Origin of the sequence: Pseudomonas sp. 2822-15 (assembly GCF_002742515.1) — a bacterium.
GTDB lineage: Bacteria > Pseudomonadota > Gammaproteobacteria > Pseudomonadales > Pseudomonadaceae > Aquipseudomonas > Aquipseudomonas salomonii.
Map to the genome: position 1 here is coordinate 2450 of NZ_LJRY01000210.1, position 25531 is coordinate 27980.

General features: G+C 65.2%; 3 protein-coding genes. All 3 read right to left on the reverse strand.

The features are described 5' to 3' along the window. Genes macA through AOA59_RS24925 form a run of 3 tightly spaced genes read right to left on the reverse strand, consistent with a single transcriptional unit; the run spans position 1 to position 25366 of the window. Entirely contained in the window at positions 1-1143 is a 1143-nt protein-coding gene (gene macA / locus AOA59_RS24915; protein WP_099489444.1) for a macrolide transporter subunit MacA, read from the reverse strand. Further along, positions 1140-12464 (reverse strand): non-ribosomal peptide synthetase, encoded by an 11325-nt coding sequence (locus AOA59_RS24920; RefSeq protein WP_099489445.1) that lies wholly within the window; start codon positions 12462-12464, stop codon positions 1140-1142. The genes macA and AOA59_RS24920 overlap by 4 nt, the downstream gene beginning before the upstream one ends. Then, the gene (locus AOA59_RS24925) at positions 12461-25366 is read right to left on the reverse strand and encodes a non-ribosomal peptide synthetase (protein ID WP_099489446.1); all 12906 of its coding nucleotides are present in this window, start codon (positions 25364-25366) and stop codon (positions 12461-12463) included. Before AOA59_RS24925 ends, AOA59_RS24920 begins: the two co-directional genes overlap by 4 nt. Positions 25367-25531 lie beyond the last annotated feature (165 nt).

Sequence of the window (25531 nt, forward strand, 5' to 3'; positions counted from 1 at the left end):
TCAGTTCCCCGCTACGGCTGGGGTGGCATCGCCGATCACGACTTTGTCGCCCTCGGCCAGGCCTTCCAGGATCTGCACCTTGACGTTGTTATTGATGCCGGTCTTCACATCCCGCGACAGCGCCTTGCCCTTGGCGTCCAGCACCCGCAACGGGTAAGTACCGTCGTTGTTGCGCGCGCCGAGCGCCGCCACCGGCACCATCAACGCCGCCTGGGCGGTGTCGAGCACGATGCGCACCTGGGCGGTCATGGCGATGCGCAGACGATGGTCCGGGTTCGGCACGTCGAACAGCGCGTTGTAAAACACCGCGGTGTTCTGCTTGGGCGTGCCGGCAGTCTGGGTTTCGAGGAAGTTCTGCGGCGCCGGCTCCGTGCCGCGCAGCTTGGCGTAGTAGCGCTTGTCGGCTTCACCCAGAATGGTGAAATACACCTGCTGGCCAGGGCTGATATGAATCACATCGGCCTCCGACACCTGGGCCTTGACGGTCATGGTGTCCAGGTCCGCCAGCTTGAGCAGCACCGGCGCCAACTGGTTGGCGATCACGGTCTGGCCTTCCTGGGTGACGATGCCGACCACATCGCCGTCGATGGGCGCGACGATGCGCGTATACGCCAGGTTGACCTTGGCGGTGTCGATCTGGATATGCGCGCTTTTGATCTGCGCATCCAGGGACAACAGGTTGGCCTGTTGCACCTGGAACGTGGACTCGGCATCTTCAAAATCCTGACGCGATACCGACTCATCCACCTGCAAGTCCTTGTAGCGCTCATACACCGACTTGGCCTGCCTGAGCTGCGCCGCCGTGGCGCGGCGCTGGGCCTGCAGGTTTTCCTCATCCACCTGGGCCTTGCGCAAGGTGTTCTGCAGGATCAGCGGATCGATCTCCGCCAACCACTGGCCCTTCTTCACCTTGTCGCCGACCTTGACCTTGAGCGACTTCAACTGCCCCGACACCTGCGCGCCGACATCGACCTGCTTGATGCCTTCGAGCAAACCGGTGGCCAACACCGCATTCTCGATATCACCGCGCTCAGCCGTGGCAGTGAGGTACTGCGGCGCATCAGCGGGTGCCTGCACCGTATAGATAGTCAGACCTGCTGCAACCGCCAACGCCAAGAACACCGCTGTTTTGCGAAACTTCACGACACCACCTCCCCAACCACCACCCCTTCCAGCCACCACCGCGCCAACCCCAAAACATTCGGTGCCTTAAGCAACGTAAAGTGATTCCCCGCGCCATACCAAACCTGCAACCCGTTCCCCTGGCGCCGCCACCCTTCCACCATCAACCCCTGCTCACGCTGATTACCTGCCGCATCCAACGCCGGATCCTGCGCCAGCACCAACCGCACCACCCCGTTGAACCGCTGCACCGGCCGATACACCGTGCGCAACGCCGCCGCATAAGTCCGCGCCGGCCCCGCCATCGCATCCACACTGGCACGCCCCGGCAACAACCCCACGCTCACCATCCCCGCGTGCAGCCACTGCTGCTGCGCCACCTCATCGCGCCCGGCAAAATCCACCCGGTCAATGCCCAGCGACTTGCCCGCCGCCAACTGCATGGCCTCGATCAAGCGCAACAGCGCTGCGGTGGTCGAATACGGCTTGCCCGCACCACCCGGCGATTCACTGTCGATCACCGTCAACGACGCCACCTCCCGGCCCATCGCCTGCAAGCGCAGCGCCATCTCCAGCGCGACCCAGCCACCAAATGAATGCCCGACCAGATGCACCGGCCCGCGCGGGCACTCCTGCGCCAGCGCCGCCAGGTAACACTGCGCCGCCGCTTCCACCTGGCTATGGGGCACCGCCTCGCCATCCAGCCCGCGCGGCTGCAAACCGAACAGCGGCCAGTCGCGCCCGAGTGCCTCGCTCAACCCGACAAACCCGGTAACACTGTCCCCCGCTCCCGGCACGCAGAACACCGGCGCATGGCCCGCACGCCCACTCTGAATGCGCAGCACCGGTTGATGCAGCGCTTGCGTCACCGGCGCACTCACGGCCAGGGCCTGCGCCATCGCCGCGCCCAAGCCTTGAATATGCGGTGCCTGCATCATGCTCTGGTGATCGCCCGGCACCTCGACCCGGCGCAATTGCCCAGGCGCCAAGGTGTCTTCCCAACCCAGCGATTCACTGCGCCGCGACAGCTCGGTCGGCCGTTCGCGGGCACTGAACAGATGCACCGGCACCGGCAGCGGGAACAGGCTGTAGTGCGCCAGCGCATGCCCGTGGCCGACTTCCCGCTCGATAAAGCTCAAAAGGTCCGCGTCCGTAGCCGCTGCCATTTGCGCGTATAGCAGACCTTGATCGCGACAGCGTTGCAGCAGACCCGCAAAGTCCAGCTGTCCAATGCCCGCCTCAAGCTGTTCAAGGTTCGCCAGTTCATCCACACCTCCCTGTGCTTTCCAATACGCCGTGCACTGCAACAGCAAATGCCGTTTAAGGGCATCCGGCCCACTCCAGCGCGCCTTGCCCTGATCGGTCATGCGCGGCACATAGCTGTCGATCAAACCGAGGAACGCCACCGGCTCATCCAGCCCCAGCAGTTGCATCGCCACTTCATAGGCCAACACGCCGCCAAATGACCAGCCCGCCACGCGGTAAGGCCCGTGCGGCTGAACCTGGCGGATCAGGCCGACCATGCGCGCCGCCAAGCCTTCCATGGTGTTCAGGTGCGCCTCGCCCAGTGCCGCGCCCGGCAGGCCGTAGATCGGATAGTCACCGGGCAAGTGCTGGCCCAACGCCGGGAAATACACGTCCATGCCGCTGAACTCGTGCACCAGGAACAACGGCGGCTGCGCGCCGCTGCTGCGCACGGTAATCAGCGAGGTGTCGCGCACCGGCTCGCCGGTACGCTGACGCAGCATCGCCGCCACCGAGGCCACGCTGACGTGTTGGAACAGCTCGGCCAGCGACACCTGCAACCCCGCCGCTTCCATCAGGTTAACCAGTCGAATCGCCAGCAACGAGTGGCCGCCCAGTTCAAAGAAACTGTCATGTCGACCCACTTGCTCAAGTTTCAATACCTCGGCCCACAGGCCGGCGAGCGACTGCTCCAAGGCATCGGCCGGCGCCTCGAAGTCGCGGCTGAGCAAGGCTTCCAACGCCGGAAACGGCAAGGCTTTGCGATCGATCTTGCCATTGGCCGTCAGCGGCAACTGCGCCAGCGGCACATAGGCCGACGGCACCATGTAGTCCGGCAACTGCCCGTGCAGGTGCGCACGCACACTGTCGATGTCGAGAGGCTCGCCAGCCCAGGTGAAATACGCCACCAGGCGCTTGTCACCCGGCACGTCTTCACGGGCCAGCACCACCACGTCCTGGATCGCGGCGAAGGTCGCCAGGCGTGCTTCGATCTCCCCCAATTCAATACGGAAACCGCGGATCTTCACTTGGTCGTCGTTACGCCCGATGCACTCCAGCAAGCCGTCCACTGTCCAGCGGCCAAGGTCGCCGGTGCGGTACATCAAGGCGCCCGGGTTGAACGGGTCGTCGACAAACGTCTCGGCAGTCAGCTCCGGCCGGTTCAAATAGCCCTTGGCTACGCCGTCACCGCCGATGCAAATTTCGCCCGTCACACCCACCGGCAGCGGTTGCAAGTACGCATCCAGCACGTGGATTTGCGTATTGGAAATCGGCCGGCCGACCGGCACGCTGTCCGCATCGGCGGCGACCGCACGCACTTCGTAAGTGGTGGCGTAAGTGGTGGTTTCGGTCGGCCCGTAGCAATGCACCAAGCGCAAGCCCGGCGCCTGCGCCAGCAGGCTGCGGAACGCTGCCGGGTCGGCACGCTCGCCGCCGCAGAGCAAAATGCGCAAGCCCGCCAGGGCCTCGGGGATCATCTGCACGTACTGGTTGAACAACGCGGTGGTCACGAACAGCACCGTCGCACCCTGCAGCGCATTGGCGAATGCAACCGGCTCGAGCAAGGTGCAATGGTCAATCACCTGCACCTGGCCGCCGTTGAGCAGCGCGCCCCACACGTCCATGGTGCTGGCGTCGAACGCCGGGTTGGAGGCAAACGCCACGCGGTCGGCGGCGTTGAAGTCGGCGTAGCCGTTGTTGAGCACCAGCCGCGTGATGCCGCGATGGGGCACCAATACGCCCTTGGGCGTCCCCGTGGAGCCGGAGGTGTACATGATGTACGCCACGCTGTCCGAGGACTGCGACAGGTCGGGGTTGTGGCTCGGCTGCGGGTCCATGACCAACGTATCCAGGTCCAGGCGCCGCGCCGGGTGCTCCAGCGCCGCGTCGCTGCGGGTCAACAGCCAGCTCGCGCCGCTGTCCTGCAACATGAAGCTCTGGCGTTCGGCGGGTGCGTTGATGTCCAGCGGCACATAGGCCGCCGCGCACTTGAGGATCGCCAGTTGGCTGACCAGCAGGTCCAGGCAACGCGGCAGCAGGATCGCGACGTTATCGGCCGGGCGCACGCCCAGGCTCATCAGGTGATGGGCCAGGCAGTTGGCGCGGGTGTTGAGTTCGCCGTAGCTCAGCACCGCATCACCGTGCAACGCCGCTATCGCGTCAGGCCGCGCCTGGGCCTGGGCTTCAAACAAGCGCTGCACCGTGTGCTCGCGGGGGAAGGTGCGCGCCGTGGCATTGAAATCCGCCAGCTGTTGGCGCTCGGCTGTCGGCAGGATCGGCAGACCGCTGATGGCCGTCTCGCTGTGCTGCTCCAGCGCTTCAACCACCTGTTCCAGTGCGATAGTCAGGTAATCACACAATCGCCGGGCGCCCTGCCCCATGGCGGTGAGGCTGAAACCCTCGCCAAGGTCATCGACACTCACCGACACCCCGTAATTGGTCTGTTCCTCGGCACCGAGCAGCGCAATCCCCTGCCATGCCTGGGCCACGCCACCCGTGTGCGGCGCGCTGTGACGGTAGTTGAACAGCACGTTGAACAACGGCGTCCCTACTGGCACGCCGCTGCAGCGCTGGGCCAACGCGAGCGGTGCATGTTCATGGCTGAGCAATTGGGTCAGGCGCGCATGGGTGGCGCGCAGTGCGGCGCGTACCGAGTGTTCGCCCAGGTCGACGCGCAGCGGCAAGGTGTTGATAAACACGCCCATGGCCCGCTCGGCGCCTTCGCCGCCTTGCAGGCGCCCGAGCATTACGGTGCCGAACACCACCTGTTCGCGGCCACTGACCTTGCCCAGCACCTGCGCCCAGGCCAGGTGCATCAGGCTGGCAGCACTCACACCTGCCTGACGGGCCTGGGTACGCAGGCGCCGGCTCAACTGAGGGTCGATTGCCAACTGAGCCTTTTGATCGACACCCAGGTTTTCAAACTCGGTGGGCTCGTCGATCTCACTGAGCATTTCGCGCAAGAACGTTTCGTGATCGTCAACGCCCAGGCGGGTCTGGGCCACATAGTTGCGATACGGCACGGCCGCGTCCAGGGTGTGCTGGGTACCGAGCAGAAACGCCTGCATTTCATGCTGCAGGATGTCCAGCGCGATATGGTCCATCACCAAATGATGGAACAGCAACGTGGCCACCACGCGCTGCGGTTCCGCGGTACAGATCAGACGCATCAACGGCGCGTGCGAAAGATCCAGGCGCTGTGGCACAGCACCGGTTTCAACGCTTAGCGAGGCTTCACGCCATACCACCTGCACCGGTTCTTCCAGGCCCTCCCAATGGAAGGAGGAACGCAGGATGTCATGCCGCTGGATCACCGCCTGCAAGGCCTGGGCAAAGGCGTCCAGGCGCAGACGGTTGTCGAAGGCAAACTGCGCCCGCAACAGGTAGGCATCGCCGTCAAGCACCGCCCGATGGTGGTACAAAATGCCGGCCTGCAACGGCGCCAGCGGGTAAATATCCTGCACATTCGCGGCACCGCCGGGGATGCATGCAACGATGCGGTCGATGGCAGCCTGGTCCAACGCGATCAAGGGCAGCATAGCCGGGCTGATGTGAGTGCAGCCTTCGACAATGCCATTGGCCGGCACCACCACTTCACGCCCACTGCCCAACGCCGCCGCCAAGGCCGAGAGCGTCGGCTGGCCGAACAGCACCTTCACATCCGCCGACAAGCCCAGGCGCCGCATGCGCCCCATCAAGCTGACGGCCAGCAGCGAATGCCCGCCCAGTTCGAAGAAGTTGTCGTGACGGCCCACGCGCTCAACATTGAGCAGTTCGGCCCACAGGCTGGCCAAGGCGATTTCGGTATCGCCCTGGGGCGCCTCATACGCTCGCACCGCCACCGAGTCCAGGCCCGGCGCCGGCAGCGCCTTGCGGTCGAGCTTGCCGTTGGGGCTGAGCGGCAACGCCTGCAGATGCACGAAAATCGCCGGCACCATAAACTCCGGCAGATGCCGCAGCAGGTGGCCGCGCAGCGCGTCGATGTCGCTCGGCGTGCCGGTGTAGTACGCCACCAGCCGCTCTTCACGGGCGACCACGGCGGCTTCGTTGACCTGCGGATGCTCAAGCAGCCGCGCCTGGATTTCACCCAGTTCGATGCGCAAACCACGGATCTTCACCTGGTCATCATTGCGCCCCAGGTACTCGATATTGCCGTCCGGCAAGTAACGCCCGACATCACCGGTGCGGTACATGCGCCCCGGCATGAAAGGGTCGTCAAGGAAACGCTCGGTAGTCAATTCCGGCCGGTTCAGATAGCCGCGCGCCACTTGTACACCCGCAATAAACAACTCGCCCACCACACCCAGCGGCACCGGCTGCAATTGGCTGTCGAGCAGGTACATGCGCGTGTTGGCGATGGGCTTGCCGATCGGCGTGTTGTCCGGGGTCACCGGGCCTGCACAGTTCCAGGCGGTGACGTCGACGGCCGCTTCGGTCGGCCCGTACAGGTTATGCAACTCGCTGCCCGGCAGTTGCTGCTTGAAGCGCCGCACCAGGCTGCCCGGCAAGGCTTCGCCGCTGCACATCACCCGCACCAGCCCGGCCGCCTGGCGGACATCGCCATGGGCCAGGAACACATCGAGCATCGACGGCACAAAGTGCAAGGTGGTGATCTGTTCGGCCTCGATCACTTCGCACAGGTATTCGGGCTCTTTGTGCCCGCCTGGGCGCGCCATCACCAGACGCGCGCCGGTAAACAACGGCCAGAAGAATTCCCACACGGAGACGTCAAAGCTGAATGGGGTTTTCTGCAGCACCGAATCCTGCGCGTTAAGGCCGTATGCGTCCTGCATCCACAGCAGGCGGTTGACCACCCCGGCGTGGTCGTTGATCACACCTTTGGGCAGGCCGGTGGAGCCGGAGGTGTAGATCACATAGGCGCTCACGCCCTGTACCTGAGGGTTGCCTGCGGGCAGGTGCTGCCAGCTTGGCTGGTCCAGATCGACCACCGCCACCTCGCCCAGCAAGCCCAGGGTCGCACCTTGGGCCAGCACCACCCGCGGCGCGCTGTCTTGCAGCATGTAGGCCAGGCGCTCCTGCGGATAGGCCGGGTCCAGCGGCACATACGCAGCGCCGGCCTTGAGGATCGCATACAGGCCAATGACCATTGAAAGGCCGCGCTCCACGCAGATCGCCACCCGCGCACCCGGCTGTACGCCCAGCGCCAGCAGGTGATGGGCCAACTGGTTAGCCTGCGCATTGAGTTCGGCGTAGGTCAGTTGCTGCTCGCCCGCCTTCACTGCAATCGCGTTCGGCGTGCGCGTCACCTGCGCTTCAAACATCCCGTGCAGGGTCTGGTCGAGGTTGTAGGCCACTGCGGTGGCGTTGAAGTCGACCAGCAGGTGCTGACGCTCACGCTCATCCACCAACGGCGCGTGTTCCAGCACCGCCTGGTCGTTATCGACCATGGCCTGCAAGGTGCGGATGAAATAGCCGGCGTAACGCTGCACGGTCGACTCATCAAACAGCGCCACGGCAAACTCCAGCGCGCCGAGAATGCTGCCCTGCACTTCACCCAGGTTCAGCGACAGGTCGAACTTGGCAAAGTGGCTGTTCTCGACAATGCCTTCCAGGGCCAGGTCGCCCAAGGCCAGGGTCGGCGCGCTGCTGTCCTGCCAGCTCAGTAAGGTCTGGAACACGGGGCTGTGGGCCAGGCTGCGCACCGGCCGGGTGATTTCCACCACCTGTTCGAACGGCAAGTCCTGATGCGCCTGGGCTGCCAGCGTCAGCGCCTTGACCCGTGCCAGCAAGGCCTCGGTGCTCAGCTCGCCCGAGGTGTCGATGCGCACTGCCAGGGTGTTGACGAACAGGCCGATCAGCCCTTCCACCTCGCTGCGGGTACGGTTGGCCACCGGCGTGCCGATTACCAGCTCCTGTTGCCCGGACAGCCGTGCCAGCAGTGAGGCCCAGGCCGTCATCAAAGTCATGTACAGCGTGGTGCCATGGCGTTGGCTCAAGGCCTTGAGCCCAGCGGTCAGGCGTTCGTCCAGGCGCACTTCAACGCTGCTGCCGGCGTAGTCCTGCTGCACAGGCCGTGGGCGGTCGGTGGGCAGCGTGAGCAAGGCCGGCGCACCGGCCAGTGCCTGTTGCCAATAGCTACTTTGGCGCTGTAACACTTCGCCGCTCAGCCACAAACGCTGCCACACGGCAAAGTCGCCGTACTGGATCGGCAGGCTTGGCAACGGGTCAGGCATGCCGTGGCTGAAGGCTTGATACAGCGCCATCAACTCACGGGTGAGCACGCCCATCGACCAGCCATCGGAAACGATATGGTGCAAGGTCAACAGCAGCACATGGTGATCGTCGGCCATCACCACCAGGCGCCCGCGCAGCAAGGGGCCGCGCTCCAGGTCGAACGGCGCCGAGGCTTCGCCATGAATCAAGGCATCCAGCGCCTGTTGCGGTTGCCGGTGGCGGCGCAAATCCTGCACTTGCAGGGGCAGCATCTCCTCGGCCGGTACGATCAGTACCTGGGCCTGGTCGCCCTGTTGGGCAAAGCGGCTGCGCAAGGTTTCGTGGCGCGCGACGATACGCGCCAGCGCGCGTTGCAGCGCCTCGACATGCAACTGGCCACGTAAACGCAGGCCGATAGGAATGTTATAGGCGGTGTTGGCGCCTTCCATCAGCGCCAGGAACCACAGGCGCTGCTGGGCGAACGACAGCGGCACGTCGTCATCACGATTGGCCGGCAGGATATCCGGCAAGGTGCTGCGCGCCGACTTCGCCAGCCCTTCAGCGACTGCCGCCAGCTCTGCATTGGCAAACAAGTCGCCCAGCACCAGTTCCACCCCCAGGCGCTGGCGCACTTGCGACACCATGCGCATCGCCAGCAACGAGTGCCCGCCCAGCTCGAAGAAATGGTCGTGGCGCCCGACACGCTGCACCTGCAGCACATCGGCCCAGATCTGTGCGAGCACGCTTTCGATCTCGCCCTCGGGCGCTGCGTATTCGCGGGTAAACACCGCGGCCATGTCCGGCGCCGGCAACGCCTTGCGGTCGAGCTTGCCGTTGGCCGTGAGTGGCAACGCCTCAAGCTTCACATAGGCGACCGGGACCATGTAGTCCGGCAGATGCGCGACCAGGTGGGCACGGATATCACCCACAGCCAGAGGGTCGAGTTGCGGGTTCTGGGTGAAATAAGCGACCAACCGGTCCTCGCGCACCAGCACCACCGCTTCCTGAATTTCGGGCAATTGGCCGAGTCGGGTTTCAATCTCGCCCAGCTCGATGCGCACGCCACGGATTTTTACCTGATCATCGTTGCGCCCCAAGTACTCGATATTGCCATCCGGCAACCAGCGCGCCAGGTCGCCGGTGCGGTACATGCGCCCCGGGTTGAACGGATCTTGCAGAAAACGCTCGGCGGTCAGCTCCGGGCGGTTGAGGTAACCACGCGCCACACCCTTGCCGCCCACGTACAGCTCACCGGCCACACCCAACGGCACCGGCCGTTGTTGTTCATCGAGCAGGTACACCGTGGCATTGGCCACCGGTTTGCCGATATGCAACGGCTGGCCCGCCTCGACCTTGCCGGAGGTGGCGACCACCGTGGCTTCGGTGGGGCCGTAGTTGTTGATCAGCTCAAACCGCTGCGCCCGCGCAAACTGGCGCAGGCGGTCACCGCCAATCAGCAAGGTGCGCAGTGTCGGGTGTTCGATCTGCTGGCTGAACGCGTACTCGGCCACCGGCGTGGGCAAAAAGCACACGTCCAGCGGCTGCGCGCACCACCAGCTCAGCAGCGCGTCGATATCTTCTGCGCCGTCCGTGGCCGGCGGCAGGTGCAGGGTCGCGCCGACACACAGCGCCGGCCACACTTCCCAGGCCATCGCATCAAAACCAAAGCCGGCGACACTGGCGGTGTGGCGCCCGGCGCACAGGTCGAAGGCGCGGCAATGCCAGTCCACCAGGTTGGCCACCGTGCGGTGCTCGACCATCACCCCTTTGGGCAGGCCGGTGGAGCCGGAGGTGTAGATCACATAGGCGAGGTTCGAAGGGCTGACGGCGGCTTTCGGATTGCTGGCTGAATGGTGCTGCCAGGTGTAGCGGTCCAGCTGAATCACCGGCGCGTCCAGCGCAGGCAAGCGCTCAAGCAATGCCTGTTGGGTCAGCACCGCCACCGGGGCGCTGTCGCTCAGCAGGTAGCTCAGGCGCTCGGCCGGGTGCGATGGGTCCACCGGCACGTAGCAGGCACCGGCCTTGAGGATGGCCAGCAACCCGGCCAGGGTGTCCAGGCCACGCCGCGCGACGATGGCTACGCGGTCATCAGGTTTGACCCCCAACGCCAACAGGTGATGGGCCAGCAGGTTGGCTTGCTGGTTGAGTTCGGCGTAGGTCAGTTGGCGGCCCTGCTGCACGGCGGCGATCGCGTCCGGCGTGAGCGCGGCCTGGGCTTCGACGCGGCCGTGCAAGGTGCTGCCGTGAGCGAAATCGACCTGGGTGGCGTTGAACTGCTCAAGCAGCAACTGCCGCTCGGCGGCGGGCACCACCGACAGCTGATTGAGCGCGGTGTGCGGTGCCTGCTCCAGCGCCGTCACCAGGTTTTCCAGGGCGGTTTGCAGGTAGCCGCACACACGCTGCGGGTCGACCCGCTGGCTGGCCAGCAGGCTCAGGCCAAAGCCGTCACCCAGGTCATCCACACTCAGGGTCAGCGGGTAGTTGGTGCGCTCTTCGGCGCTGAGCGCGGCGATCCCGTGCCAGGCCGACACGGCTTCGGCGCTCGCGGCCGGGGCGCTGTGGCGATAGTTGAGCAAGGCACTGAACAGCGGCGTCGGCGCCACTACCCCGCTGCAGCGTTGGGCCAGGGCCAGCGGCGCGTGTTCATGGCGCAACAAGGTGGTGAGCCGCGCGTGGGTGGCCTTGACCCCGGCGCGCACGTCCTGGGCGCCTACGTCCACGCGAAACGGCAAGGTGTTGATGAAAATACCCAGCGCCCGATCCGTGTCATGGCTGCCTTGCATGCGGCCCATCAATACGGTGCCGAACACCACCTGCTCTTTACCGGCCAGCACACCCAACACCTGCGCCCAGCCCATATGGAACAGGCTGGCGGCACTCACGCCCAATTGCCGGGCTTGCGCGCGCAACCGCTGGCTGAGCACTGCAGGCAAAGGCAGGCTGACTTCGCTGATGCCACGGGCATCGCCCTGCACGTCCTGCAAGCCGTATGGCAAGGTCGGCTCGCTGATGTCGCCGAGCATGTGGCGGAAGAAACTTTCGTGCTTCGGCTCGCTGATGCCCAGGCGTGCCTGCGCCACATAGTTGCGAAACGGCACGGCCTGGCCAAGCGCCGCGCCCTGGCCCAGCAGGCACGCCTGCATTTCATGGCACACCACTTCAAGGGCGCTGTGGTCGAGGGCCATATGGTGGAACAGCAAGGTGGCGACAATGCGCTGGTTCAGCGGGTCGTCGGCCCGCACCAGTCGCAGCAGCGGCGCTTGGGTCACGTCGAGACGATAATGGCGAGCGTCGAACAGCCCGTGCAGTTGGGCGGCGATATCGCCGTCCGCCGGGTTCAATTGCAGCGCCTGCACCGGCAGGCGTGCCTGGCGCCACACCACTTGCGAGGGTTGCTGCAAACCGTCCCAGACCACCCCGGTGCGCAGGATATCGTGGCGGTCCATCACGCTTTGCAACGCCTGGGCGAAAGCCTCGAAACGCTCCAGGCTGTCGAACGCAAACTGCGACTGCATCACATAGGGGTCGCCCTGCTCGGCGCTGACGTGGTGGAACAGAATGCCTTCCTGCAACGGCGCCAGCGGGTAAATGTCCTGGATATTCGCCACACCGCCATCGACCGTGGCCACGATGCGCTCGATCTCGTCCTGGCTTAACATCGACAGGGTCAGCATGGCCGGGGTGATGTGCTCGGCCCCCGTCGGGATGCCATTGGCCGGCACCTGCACTTCACCGGCCTTGGAGGCCGAATATTCACCGGCCTTGATCAGTTCGATCAAAGCCGCTTTGTGCTCACGCAACGCCGCCAGGATCAAAGGGTCGCTCAGCGCTTGTTTGTTGCCTTGCACCGACAACTGCTCGCCCTTGAGCGCCAGTTGCACGTCCTTGGTTTTCAGCGTGGTCAATAACTCAAAAATGCTCACAGGACGATCTCCATTCGTTCGGTAATGGCGGCGTAGCCGGCCAGGCTCGGCTGTTCGAACAGCGCCCGCACATCGGCTTCCAGGCCTTCCTGGCGCAGGCGTCCGATCAAGCTCACGGCCAGCAGCGAATGCCCGCCCAGTTCAAAGAAGTTGTCATGGCGCCCAACGCGCTCAACGTTGAGCAACTCGGCCCACAGCGCAGCCATGAGGATTTCGGTCTCGCCTTCGGGCGCCGCGTAGTCGCGCACACTCAGTGCGTCCATGCCCGGCACCGGCAGTGCCTTGCGGTCGAGCTTGCCGTTGGGGCTCAGTGGCAATGCCTCCAGGTGCACAAACACCGCGGGCACCATAAAGTCCGGCAAGTGCTGCAACAGGTGGGTGCGCAGCCTGTCGATGTCAGTGTGTGTTCCGGTGTAGTACGCCACCAGGCGCTCTTCACGGGCGACCACGGCGGCTTCGTTGACCTGCGGATGCTCCAGCAAGCGCGCCTGGATTTCGCCCAGTTCGATGCGCAAACCACGGATCTTCACCTGGTCATCGTTGCGCCCCAAGTACTCGATATTGCCGTCGGGCAGGTAACGGCCGACGTCGCCGGTGCGGTACATGCGCCCGTCGGTGAACGGGTCCTTGAGGAAGCGCTCGGCGGTCAGTTCCGGGCGGTTCAGATACCCGCGCGCCACTTGCACGCCGCCGATGAACAACTCACCCACCACCCCCAATGGCACCGGCTGCAACTGGGCGTCCAGCACGTACAGGCGTGTATTGGCAATCGGCTTGCCGATCGGCGTGTTGTCCGGCACCTCGGGCCGCGCGCAGTTCCACGCAGTGACGTCGACCGCCGCTTCCGTCGGGCCGTACAAGTTGTACAGGCCAACCCCCGGCAGTTGCGCTTTGAAGCGCCGCACCAGGCTGCCCGGCAAGGCTTCGCCGCTGCACATCACCCGCGCCAGCCCTATGGCCTGGCTGACATCGCCATGGGCCAGGAACACATCGAGCATCGACGGCACAAAGTGCAAGGTGGTGATCCGCTCGGCCTCGATCACCTCGCACAGGTACGCCGGCTCTTTGTGCCCGCCGGGGCGCGCCATCACCAACCGTGCGCCGGTGAACAGCGGCCAGAAGAATTCCCACACCGACACGTCGAAGCTGAACGGGGTTTTCTGCAGCACCGCGTCATGGGCCTTGAGGCCATAGGCGTCCTGCATCCACAGCAAGCGGTTAACCACGCCGGCGTGTTCGTTGATCACACCTTTGGGCTGGCCGGTGGAGCCGGAGGTGTAAATCACGTAGGCCTGGTGCCGGGCGGTCAGGCCCGGCACCAGCAGGTTGCTCGCGCTCTGCTGTTGCCAGGTGACGCGATCCAGGTCCAGCACCGGCACGTCGCCCAATAACTGGCGGGTCGCGCCTTGCGCCAACACCACCACCGGCGCGCTGTCTTGCAGCATGTAAGCGATGCGTTCGAGTGGATACGCCGGGTCCAGCGGCACATAACCGCCGCCGGCCTTGAGGATTGCAAACAGGCCGACCACCATGTCCAGCCCACGCTCGACGCAGATACCCACGCGCGAATCCGGCCGCACGCCGAGTTCGCGCAAATGATGGGCCAGGCGGTTGGCGCGTTCGTTGAGTGCCCGGTAGGTCAACTGCTGGTCACCGGCCTTGACCGCCACCGCATCCGGCGTGCGCTCAACCTGGGCTTCGAACAAACCGTGCAGGGTCTGGTCGAGGTTGTAATCGACCTCGGTGGCGTTGAACGCTACCAGCAGTTTTTGGCGTTCCTCGGCGCCCAGAACCGGCAGGCGATTGAGCGCCTGGTGCGGCGCCTGTTCCAAGGCCTGAACCAGCCCGGCCAGGGCGTTCTGCAGGTAACCGCACACCCGTTGCGCGTCAACCTGCGCCAGGGCGGTGATATCGTAACCATCGCCCAAGTCATCCACGTTCAGGGTCAACGGGTAGTTGGTGCGGCCATCGTTGGCCAGCGTCTGCATGCCTTCCCAGGCGTGTTGCGCTTGGGCAGAGCGCGTGGCGGCGCCGCGATGGCGATAGTTGAGCATCGAGCTGAACAACGGCGCCGGGGCCGCCACGCCACTGCAACGCTGGGCCAGGGCCAGGGACGCGTGTTCATGGCCGAGCAACGCCGTGAGCCGCGTGTGGGTGGCACGCACGGCGTCGCGTGCGCCTTGCGCGTCGATCTCCAGGCGCAGCGGCAAGGTATTGATAAACACCCCGAGCGCGCGATCAGCGCCCTCGCCGCCTTGCAGACGCCCAACCAGCACGGTGCCGAACACCACGCTGTGGCGCCCTGAAGTGGCCGCCAGCACTTGGCCCCAGGCCAGGTGGAACAGGCTTGCCGTGCTCACGCCGAGCAAACGTGCCTGGGCCCGCAGGCGGCGGTTGAGGTCGCTGTCCAGGTGCAGGCTGAACGCCTCAATCGCGCTGCCGTCGCCGCGCACATCCTGCAAGCCGAACGGCAAGGTCGGCTCATCCACATCGGCGAGCATCTCGCGGAAGAACGCCTCATGTTCCTGCTCACTGACGCCCAATCGCGCCTGGGCCACGTAGTTGCGATACGGCATCGGCGCCACCGTCGGGGCGGCGTGCCCCAACAAGTGCCCCTGCATCTCACGCAGCACCACGTCGAACGCGGTGTGGTCCAGCGCAATATGGTGATAGAGCAACACCACCACCACGCGCCGGTTGGCCGGGTCCTTGGCGTACTTGAGGCAGATCAGCGGCGCCTGGCTGATGTCCAGGCGATAACGCCGCGCATCAAAACGCTCGTGCAGGCCGGCGAGCACATCACCCTGCAACTGCAGCTCTTCAAGCGGCAATTGAGCCTGACGCCACACCACTTGCAGCGGTTGCGCCAGGCCTTCCCAGACCACGCCGGTGCGCAGGATGTCATGGCGGTTGATCACCTGTTGCAGCGCCTGGGCAAAGGCTTGCAGGCGCTCGAGGCTGTCGAAGGCCAGGTGCGATTGCAGCAGGTACGGGTCGCCCTGTTCGGCGGTGAGGTAGTGGTAAAGAATGCCCTCCTGCAACGGCGCCAGCGGGTAGATATCCTGCACGTTGGCGGCACCGCCGGGGATGCGGCTGACGACTTGATCGAGGGTCGACTGGTCGATATCCACCAAGGGCAGCATGTCAGCGGTGATACGCACGCAATCCGCTGCAATCCGGTTGGCCGGCACCTGCACTTCGCGGCCACTGCCCACGGCAGCCGCCAGCGCGGCCAGGGTTGGCTGGCTGAACAACACACGGACATCCGCGCTGAGGTCCGCTTGACGCATGCGTTCGATCAGGCTCACGGCCAGCAATGAATGGCCGCCGAGTTCGAAGAAGTGGTCATGACGGCCGACCTGTTCGACCTGCAACACCTCGGCCCAGATCCGCGCCAGGGTGGTTTCCACTGCGCCCTGGGGCGCTTCGTAGTCGCGGGAGAGCAATGCCGTCTGATCAGGTTCCGGCAAGGCCTTGCGATCCAGTTTGCCGTTGGCGGTCAGGGGCAACGCGTCGAGCCTCACGTAAGCGGCGGGCACCAGCGCATCGGGCAGTTGCGCCTGCAATTGTGCGCGCAGGGTTTCGATCGCCAGCGGCTGGTGTTCAGTGAACCAGGCAATCAGGCGCCCTTCGCGCACCAGCACCACGGCCGCACCAACGCCTTCCACTGCCGCCAGACGGCTTTCGATTTCGCCCAGCTCCACGCGCACGCCACGCACTTTGACCTGATCGTCATTACGGCCCAGGTACTCGATATTACCGTCGGGCAACCAACGCGCCAGGTCGCCGGTGCGGTACATGCGCCCAGGGTTGAACGGGTCTTGCAGGAAGCGTTCGGCGGTCAGGTCCGCACGGTTCAGGTAACCGCGTGCCACGCCGCTGCCGCCCACGTACAGCTCACCGGCCACGCCCACCGGTACCGGGCGCAGCTGTGCATCGAGCAAGTAGGTGCTGGCGTTCGCCACCGGCCGGCCGATATGCAGCGCCTGCCCGGCACGGACACGGCCGGAGGTGGCAACCACCGTGGCCTCGGTCGGCCCATAGTTGTTGATCAGCGCAAAACGCCGCTCCTGGCTGAACTGGCGCAGACGGTCGCCGCCGATCAGCAGGATGCGCAACGTCGGGTGTTGCAGGTGCCGGCTGAAGGCGTATTCGGCCACTGGCGTGGGCAGGAAGCTGACGTCCAGCGGCTGCGCCAGCCACCAGGCGAGCAGTTCGTCGATGTTTTCATTGCCCACCGTGGCAGGTGGCAAATGCAGGGTCGCACCGGCACACAGCGCCGGCCAGACTTCCCAGGCCATGGCATCAAAGCCAAAACCGGCGACACTGCTGGTATGGCTGCGCGCGTCCAGGCCGAAGGCTTCGCAGTGCCAGTGCACCAGGTTTTCCACGTTGCGGTGTTCCACCATCACGCCTTTGGGCTGGCCGGTGGAGCCGGAGGTGTAGATGACGTAGGCCAGGTGCGCCGGGGTCAGCGCTGCGAGCTGGGGATTGCTGACGGCGTGGTGCTGCCAGCTTTCGCCCAGCAGGTCCACTGTGGCGGACGTGCCCAGCAACGCTTGAGTGCCGGACTCGGCCAGCACGGCCACCGGCGCACTGTCCTGCAACAGATAAGCAATGCGCTCAGCAGGGTAAGCCGGGTCGACTGGCACATAACCGGCGCCGGCCTTGAGAATGCCCAGCAGCCCGATCAGCATCTGCGGGCCACGTCGGCAACAGATCGCCACGCGGTCGTCCGGCTGTACGCCGAGCGTGAGCAGGTGATGGGCCAGTTGGTTGGCGCGTTGGTTGAGTTGCTGGTAGGTCAGCGACCGCTCGCCCTGCTGCAGCGCAATCGCATGGGGTTGGCGCTCGACCTGGGCTTCGAAGGCACCGTGTAGCGTGTGCCCGACGGGGAAATCCGCAGCCGTTGCGTTGAATTCGCGCAACAGGGTGTCGCGTTCGGCCGACGGTAGAATCGGCAGGCGGTTGAGCGCGGTGTCGGCGGCGTTTTCCAAGGCCTCGACCAGTTGCTCCACGGCGTTATGCATATAGCCGCACAGGCGCTGGGCGCCGATCTGCGGCAGCGCCAGCACGCTGAGGCCAAAGCCTGCGCCAAAATCATCCACGCTCAAGGTCAGCGGGTAGTTGCTGCGCTCTTCACCGCCCAGCAGTTGCACGCCTTCCCAGATACCGTGGCCATCGCGGGCCATTGCGTCGGGGCGGCTGTGGCGGAAATTGAGCAAGGCACTGAACAGCGGCACGCTGGTCGGCACGCCGCTGCAACGCTGGGCCAGCGCCAGGGACGCGTGTTCGTGCCCCAGCAAGGCGCTCAAACGTGAATGGGTGGCCTTGACCGCCACGGCGGCACCCGCCGCGACATTCACCCGCAGCGGCAAGGTGTTGATAAACATGCCCAGCGCCCGGTCGGCGCCCTCACCCGCTTGCATACGGCCCATCAATACAGTGCCGAACACCACATCATCGCGCCCGGACACCAGCCCCAGCACCTGCGCCCAGGCCAGGTGCATCAGGCTCGCCGCACTCACGCCCAACAGGCGCGCCTGCTCACGCACGCGCACGGCCAGCGCCGCGTCCAGGTGCTGCTCGGCCTCTTCGATATCGCGGCCATCGCCCTGCACGTCCTGCACGCCGAACGGCAAGGTCGGTTCGGCAACATCGGCGAGCATGGCGCTGAAAAACTGCTCATGCTCGGCCACGCTCACGCCCAGGCGTGCCTGGGCCACGTAGTTGCGAAACGGCGCCGCCACGAGCAGCGCGTCCGCCTGGTTGAACAGGAACGCGCGCATCTCCTGGCCCACCACGTCCATGGCCGTGTGGTCCAGCGCAAGGTGGTGGAACAGCAGGATTGCCGCGACTCGGTTATTCGCCGGGTCCTGGGCGTAAACCATGCGCAGCAGCGGCGCCTGGGTAATGTCCAGGCGGTAGTGACGGGCATCGAAACGCGCATGCAACTGCTCGATGATGCCGCCCTCGGCCGGGTCCAGGATGACTTCCTGCACGCTCAGTTGCGCGTCGCGCCAGACCACTTGCACCGGGCTGTCCAACCCTTCCCAGACCACACCGGTGCGCAGGATGTCGTGACGCGCCACTACCTGCTGCAGTGCCCCCATAAAACCGTGCAAACGCGCCAGGCTGTCGAACGCCATGCGCGATTGCAGCAAATACGGGTCGCCCTGTTCGGCGCTGATATGGTGATAGAGAATGCCTTCCTGCAACGGCGCCAGCGGGTAGATATCCTGCACATTGGCCGCACCGCCGGGCACATGGGCGACGATGCGCTCGATCGCCGTTTGGTCAAGCTGCACCAGGGTCAGCATCGACGGCGTGATCTGCGTGCAGCCCGGCGCAATGCCATTGGCCGGCACCACAATTTCACGCCCGCTGCCGACTGCCGCCGCGAGTGCCGCAAGGCTCGGCTGGCTGAACAGCACACGTACATCCGCGCTCAGGCCGACCTGGCGCATGCGTTCGATCAGGCTGACCGCCAGCAACGAATGCCCGCCCAACTCGAAGAAATGATCATGGCGCCCGACGCGTTCGAGCTTGAGCACGTCCTGCCAGATCTGCGCCAGCAGGGTTTCCACTTCACCTTCCGGGGCCTCGTAGCCACGGCTGAGCAGCGCGCTTGGGTCAGGCACCGGCAGGCCTTTGCGGTCCAGCTTGCCATTGGCGGTCAGCGGCAACAGCTCCAGCCACACATAGGCCGACGGCACCATGTAATCCGGCAACTGGCCTTGCAGATGGGCGCGCAATGCTTCGATTTCCAACGGGATCCGGGCCGTGTAGTACGCCACCAGACGCTTGTCGCCGGGCTCGTCTTCGCGGGCCATTACCACAACGTCGCGCACACCCGGGAAGGCCGCCAGGCAGGTTTCGATTTCGCCGGGCTCGATGCGGAAACCACGGATCTTCACCTGCAAGTCATTGCGCCCCTGGTACAGCAAGGTACCGTCGGCCTGCCAACTGGCGAGGTCGCCGGTGCGGTACAACAGGCCTTCGCCGAACGGGTTGGGAATGAATTTTTCGGCCGTCAGTTGCGGCTGGTTCAAGTAACCCTTGGCCACGCCTGCACCGCCGATGTACAGCTCGCCGACCACACCCAGCGGCAGCGGCTGCTGGCGCGCATCAAGCACATAGGCCTGGGCATTCGCGATGGGCCGGCCGATCGGCACCGCGCCCGCGCCTGGTGTGGTGATCTCGAACGTGGTCGAGAACGTAGTGGCTTCGGTCGGCCCGTAGCCGTTCAACAGGTGTTGCGGCTTGCCATGCTTGAGCACCCGGCCGATCACCAGCGGGTCGAGCACGTCGCCGCCGACGATCAGGTAGCGCAACTGGCGCAGCACCGGCAGCAAGGCGTCGGCGTATTGATGAAACAAGCCCGCAGTCATCCACAACACGCTGACGGCCTGTGCCTGCAACAGTTCGGCAAATGCGGCCTGGGACAGCAGCACCGCGTGCTCGACCACCACCACGCAACCGCCATTGAGCAACGGCGCCCACACGTCGAGGGTACTGGCGTCGAACGCCGGGTTGGAGGCGAAGGCCACGCGGTCGCGCTCGTTGAAATCGGCATAGCCGTTGTTGAGCACCAGGCGCGAGACGGCGCGGTGCGGCACTTGCACACCTTTGGGCGCGCCGGTGGAGCCGGAGGTGTACATGATGTACGCCACCTCGTCCGAAGACTGCGCAAGCTCCGGGTTGCGCGGCGACAGGCTGTCCAGGTTGAGGTCGGCCAGGGTATGGAGCACATGCCGCGCACCGCTGTCCTGCACCATAAAGGCCTGGCGTTCGAGCGGCGCGTTGATGTCCAGCGGCACATACACCGCCGCACACTTGAGGATCGCCAGTTGGCTCACCAGTAGATCCAGGGAGCGCGGCAGCGCAATCGCTACGCTGTCACCCGGTTGCACGCCCTGGTTGATCAGGTGATGGGCCAGGCGGTTGGCGCGGCGGTTGAGGTCGCGGTAGCTCAAGGACAACCCGCCATGCACCGCCGCCACCGCTTCGGGACGCGCCAGTGCCTGAGCTTCGAACAGCTGGTGCACCGTGAGCTGCGACGGGTATTGGCGGGCAGTGGCGTTGAACGCGACCAACAGTTGGTGGCGCTCGGCCGCCGGCAAAATCGACACCGCCTGCAACGCGGTGGTCGGCGCTTGTTGCAGCGCGGTCACCAGGTGGCTGAGGGCGGTGAGCATGTACTCGCCCACGCGCTGCACATCCACGCTGGCCACGCCTTGTACGGTCAGCGCAAAGCCGGTTCCGAGGTCATCGACGTTGAGCACCAAGGGGTAGTTGCTGCGTTCCTGGGAACTGAGAATCTCGATGCCGTGCGCGGCAAACGGGCTGTCTCCCGGCGCCTCGTCCGCGGCACTGTGGCGATAGTTGAGCAAGGTGCTGAACAGCGGCAACGAACCCGGCACACCGCTGCAACGCTGGGCCAGGGACAGCGACGCGTGCTCGTGCCCAAGCAACTGCGCCAGACGCGCATGGGTGGCGCGCACGCCGGCCTGCACGCTGGTGGCGCCGAGGCTGACGCGCAACGGCAAGGTGTTGATGAACATACCCAGCGCCCGGTCAGCGCCCTCGCCGCCTTGCATGCGCCCCAGCAGTACGGTGCCGAACACCACCTCCTGCTGGCCGGAGACCTGGGCCAGCACCTGGGCCCAGGCCAGGTGCACCAGGCTGGCGCTGCTGACGCCCAGTTGCCGCGCCTGTTCGCGCAAGCCGTGGCCGAGTGCCGGGGCCAGCGGCAAGTGCGCCTCGACGATGCCGCTGCCGTCGCCATTCACATCCTGCAAACCGAACGCCAGCGTGGGTTCGTCGATATCGCCGAGCATGTCGCTGAAGAAGGCTTCGTGTTGCGCCTGGGTCACGCCCAAACGCGCCTGGGCCACGTAATTGCGATATTGCACCGCCGGCGGCAGCTGCGCGCCGTGGCCGGCCAGGCTGGCGCTCATCTCCTCCACCAACACCTGCAGGGCGGTGTGGTCGAGCAGGATATGGTGCAGCAGCAGGATGCCGACCAAACCATCCTGTTGTTGCGCGTAACCGAAATGCATCAGCGACGCACGGCTCAGGTCGAGGCGGAAATGGCGCGGATCAAAGCGTTGCTGCAACTGTGCCAGTGCATCATCAGCCGGCACGTCGAGGCGCTCGACCTGCAGCTGCGCCTTACGCAACACCACTTGCACCGGCTCATCCAGGCCTTCCCACAGAATACCGGTGCGCAGGATATCGTTACGCTCGATCACACTGTGCAAGGCGTGGGTAAACGCGTCCACCGCGGCTTGGTCGGCAAAACTCAATTGCACCTGCAACACGTAGGGGTCGCCCTCGGTGGTTGCCAGGTGGTGATACAGAATGCCGGCCTGCAACGGCGCCAGGCCGTAGATATCCTGCACGTTGGCGATGCCGCCGGGCACGTGCTGGAGGATATGGTCGATGGCCGCCTGGTCCAGCGTCACCAGTGGCAGCATGTCGGGGCTGATGTGTGCGCTGCTCGCCGTGATCACATTCGCCGGCACCTGCACTTCCTGCTGCCCGCCCACCGCCGCAGCGAGTGCGCGCAAGGTGGGTTGGCCGAACAGCACGCGCACGTCGCAACTCAACTCCACTTGGCGCATGCGTTCGATCAGCTTGACCGCCAGCAGCGAGTGGCCGCCGAGCTCGAAGAAGTTGTCGTCGCGCCCCACCTTGTCGAGCTTCAACAGCGATTGCCAGATACCGGCAATGGTGCTTTCCACAGCGCCTTGCGGGGCGGCGTAGTCTCGCCGCGCCAAGGCGTCGGCATCCGGCGCGGGCAAGGCTTTGCGGTCGAGCTTGCCGTTGGTGGTCAGCGGGAACTGGTCCAGCCGCACGAAGGCGCTGGGCACCATGTATTCGGCCAGGCTCAGCAGCAGATGGTCGCGCAGTTCGGCGGCACCCAGTTCGCGCTCGGCGATCACGTAGGCCACCAGGCGTTTGTCACCGGGTTCGTCTTCGCGGGCGATCACCACCGCGTCGCGCACGCCGTCGGCGCTGGCCAGAGTGGCTTCGATTTCGCCCAACTCAATGCGGAAACCACGGATCTTCACCTGGTCATCGTTACGGCCCAGGTAGTCGACGCTGCCATCGGCCAGCAGGCGGCCGAGGTCGCCGGTTTTGTACATGCGCAGGCCGGTGGCCGGGTCGGCCAGGAAACGTTCGGCATTCAGCTCGTCACGGTTGAAGTAACCGCGCGCCACACCCGCGCCGCCGACATACAACTCGCCGACTACACCGATCGGCAACGGCTCACGACGCGCATCCAGCACATACAGCTGCAGGTCGGGGATGCGCACGCCAATCGGGCTTACGCCGACCAACTGCGCATCCGCCGCCTCCAGGGCACGGTAGGTCACGTGCACGGTGGTTTCGGTGATGCCATACATGTTGACCAATTGGGTGCCGGCGTTGATGGCGCGGGCGTACCACGGCTTGAGCATGCCCGGCTCCAGGGCTTCACCGCCGAAAATCACCTGGCGCAGTGAATGCGCCTGGTCGCTCTGGGCCGCGATCAACTGGCGAAACGCACTGGGTGTCTGGTTGAGGATGCTCACGCCCGCGTCGCAGATCAGCGCGTAGCACTCATCCGGCGAGCGGCTGACCAGTTGCGGCACGATCAGCAACTGGCCGCCGTGCATCAGTGCACCCCAGATTTCCCAGACCGAGAAGTCGAACGCGAAGGAATGGAACAGCGCCCACACATCGTTGGCGTTAAAGCCAAACCAATGCTCGGTGGCGGTGAACAGCCGCGCCACCTGGCGGTGTTCGATCATCACGCCCTTGGGCAGGCCGGTGGAGCCGGAGGTGTAGATCACATAGGCGAGGTGGGCCGGGCTGAGCGCAACGCGCGGGTTGACGATGGATTCTGCGCGCAGGTTGTTGAGGTCGATGCGGGTCAGATCGCCGACCCGATGCTGCGTGTCGGCTTGCACCAACACCGCCACTGGCGCGCTATCGGCCAGGGTATAGGCGATGCGCTCCAGCGGGTAAGCCGGGTCGATGGGCACATAACCGCCGCCGGCCTTGAGGATCCCGAGCAGGCCGATGATCATGTCCGGCCCGCGCTCCACACAGATGGCCACGCGATCATCGGGACGAATGCCCTGGGCCAGCAGGCGGTGGGCCACCTGGTTGGCGCGTTCGTTGAGTTGGCGGTAGGTGATGCGCCGGGTGTCGAAACGCAGGGCGATGGCATTGGGTTGTGCGGCAGCGTGGGCTTCGACTTGCGCGTGGATCAGGGCGGTGTCGCTGTAGTGCGCGGGGCTTTGATTGAGGCGGTGCAGCAGATGGTGACGCTCGGTGTCAGGCAGGATATTCAGGCCGCAGAGCGGCATATCCGGTCGCTGCTCCAGGGCCTCGGCCAGGCTGTGCAGGGCCGTATGCAGGTAACCGGCGACGCGTTGCGCGCCGATGGACGCATCAACCATCACCGTCAGCGCAAAGTCTTCACCCAGGTCGTCGACGTTGACCGTCAGCGGGTAGTTGGTGCGCTCTTCGGCACCCAGTACCTGGATGCCTTCGGCCACCTCGATCACCGCAGCCATGTCGGTGGCGGCGCTGTGCCGGTAGTTGAGCATCGCACTGAACAGCGGCGTCGGCGCCGTCACACCGCTGCAACGCTGGGCCAGCGCCAGGGACGCGTGCTCGTGATTGAGCAAGGCGGTCAACCGCTCGTGGGTAGCCTTGACCCCGGCGCGCACGCCCTGCTCGCCCACGTCCACGCGCAACGGCAAGGTGTTGATAAACATACCCAGCGCGCGTTCACCGCCCTCGCCGGCGCCCATGCGGCCAAGCATCACGGTGCCGAACACCACGGCATCGCGCCCGGACACCACGCCCAGCACGCGCGCCAGCGCCAGGTGCATGATGCTTGCCACGCTGACGCCCAAGGGCCGTGCCAGGCTGCGCAGGCGGCGGCTCAGGCTGCTGTCGACGGGCACCCGCACTTCATCGATGCCGTGCCCGTCGCCTTGCACATCCTGCAGGCCGAAGGGCAAGGTCGGCGCATCGATATCCGCCAGCATGTCGCGAAAGAACGCCTCGTGCGCCTGTTCGCTGACGCCATGGCGCACCTGGGCGATGTAGCTGCGAAACGCCACTGGCTCGGCCGCCTGGGCTTGCTCACCGGCCAGGTAGCGTTGGATTTCATGGCGCACCACATCCAGCGCGGTGTGGTCGAGGATGGTGTGGTGGAACAGCAGCATCGCCACCACGCGCTGGTTGGCCGGGTCATTGGCGTAAACCAGGCGCAGCAACGGCGCCTGGCCGAGGTCCATGCGGTAGCTGCGGGCGTCATAGCGGGCGAGCAACTGCGCCAGGCGGTCGCCGTCGGCAAAGTGCGCTTCTTCGCAGGCCAGGGTCGCCGTGCGCCACACCACTTGCAGCGGTTCGTCCAGACGCTCCCAGGCCATGGACGTGCGCAGGATATCGTGGCGGTCGATCACCCATTGCAGCGCCTGGGCAAACGCCTCCAGGCGCGCACGGCTGTCGAACACGAATTGCGCATGCAGCACGTAGGGGTCGCCCTGCTGCGCCGAAAGATGGTGGTAAAGCATGCCTTCCTGCAGCGGCGCCAGCGGGTAGATATCCTGCACATTCGCCGCACCACCGGGGATGGTGGCGACGATACGGTCGATGGCCGGCTGATCGAGGGTGACCAGCGCCAGCATGTCCGGGGTAATGCGGTAGGCCGGGCTGAGCCAGTCACCGCCGTGTTCAGCCACAAAGGCAAGCAGGTGGGGTTTGTGCGCGATCAGTTGATCCCATAGCGCGTCATCCAGGGCTTGGTCATCGCCGAGAATAATCAGGTCGCCTTCTTCCAATTGAAGACGGACCGCATGGGTGGAAATCGCTGCCAATAATTCACTGAACTGCATGGGGGTAACCTGCCTGATAAGTCACGGTTGAGGAGAACGTCCGTATTCAGCTGCCGTTTGAAGCGGGTGTGCTGGCGCCGTAAAAAAATCGCGGGCGCAGCCGGGGGCCTGGAGTGGCTTCCGGCAGGCTTGGAAAATTAAGGGATTTGACAGGTGCGGGGTGAC

Bases quoted from the DNA above. Each gene is read 5' to 3' on its own strand.
- AOA59_RS24925 (WP_099489446.1), bottom strand. From the start codon at position 25,366: ATGCAGTTCAGTGAATTATTGGCAGCGATTTCCACCCATGCGGTCCGT.